This window comes from Sphingomonas pruni NBRC 15498 (assembly GCF_001598455.1).
GTDB classification, from domain to species: domain Bacteria; phylum Pseudomonadota; class Alphaproteobacteria; order Sphingomonadales; family Sphingomonadaceae; genus Sphingomonas; species Sphingomonas pruni.
Window position 1 is genome coordinate 1 of record NZ_BCYZ01000158.1, and the last position, 1,182, is coordinate 1,182.

The window sequence follows — 1,182 nt, forward strand, 5'->3', positions numbered from 1 at the left end:
GCGGTCCCCCTCCCCACGCTTCGCGTAGGGAGGATTGATTACGGCAACGCCGCGATCGCATCCGCCAGCGGTCGGATCGCGTCCTCGGCCTGGTCCCAGCAGGTGACCAACCGTACCTCACCCGGCGCCCAGTCGTAAAAGTCGAAGCCCAAGGCGCGCAAACCCGCCGCTTCTTCGCGGGTCACGCGCAAAAACACCTCGTTCGCCTCGACCGGATAGACCAGCCGATCGCCCGCCGCGCGCGCGAGCAGCGCCGCGCCGGCGTTGGCCGCACGCGCATTGTCGAGCCACACGTCATTGTCGAGCATCGCCAGAATCTGCGCCGCCAGATAGCGCCCTTTCGACGCAAGCAACCCGGCGCGCTTGCGGCGATAATGGCTCGCCGCGGCAAGTCCCGACTTGAAGAACACCAGCGCCTCGGCGGTCATCCCGCCATTCTTGATGAACCCGAAACTCAGCGCATCGACCCCGGCTCGCCATGTCAGATCGGCGAGATCGGCGCCCGAATGCACCACGGCATTGGCGAAGCGCGCGCCGTCCATGTGGAACCCGAGCCCGCGCGCCTTGGCGAGATCGCCCAGCGCGGCGACTTCGTCGGGCGTGTAGGTCAGGCCGTATTCGGTGGCGTTGGTGATCGACAGCGCATGCGCCTGGACCTGGTGCACGTCGTTGCGGATCCCGGCGAGCACGTCTTTGATCGCTTCCGGCGTCACCTTGGCACCCGGCCCCTCGGCGAGCAGCAATTTCGCACCGTGGAGGTAGAAGCCCGGCGCGCCCGCCTCGTCATTGTTGATGTGCGCCTCACGGTGACAGATCACCGCGCCGTGCGGTTGGCAGAGCGCCGCCAGCGCCAGGCAGTTGGCCGAGGTGCCCGACGGGGTCCACAGTACCTCGACCGGCGTCCCGAACAGGTCGGAGAAGCGCCCGTTTAGCTGTTTCGACCAGCGGTCGCCGTCATAGGCGGTGTCGAGGACATTGGCGGCGGCGATCGCGTCGATCACTGCGGGGCAGGCCGGGGCGGCATTGTCGGAGAAGAAGCGCATGCGGCTCCATCCGCGATGCGGGGGCGTGAGGAAAGAGGGAAATCGTCGTGCTTAAGCCCTCTCCCGCTTGCGGGAGAGGGTTTGGGTGAGGTCTTCTTTCTTCTTTTTCGTCGGGCCGGTCGAAGAAGAAAGACGACCC

The 1,182-nt window shown here is 66.6% G+C and carries 1 protein-coding gene; it reads right to left on the reverse strand.

Translation table 11 applies throughout. From position 1 onward, the window contains the following. Positions 1–38: 38 nt before the first annotated feature. The gene (locus SPR01S_RS21015; RefSeq protein WP_066593808.1) at positions 39–1,043 is read right to left on the reverse strand and encodes a threonine aldolase family protein; all 1,005 of its coding nucleotides are present in this window, start codon (positions 1,041–1,043) and stop codon (positions 39–41) included. Between the last annotated feature and the right edge of the window lie 139 nt (positions 1,044–1,182).

Bases quoted from the DNA above. Each gene is read 5' to 3' on its own strand.
- SPR01S_RS21015 (WP_066593808.1), bottom strand. From the start codon at position 1,043: ATGCGCTTCTTCTCCGACAATGCCGCCCCGGCCTGCCCCGCAGTGATC.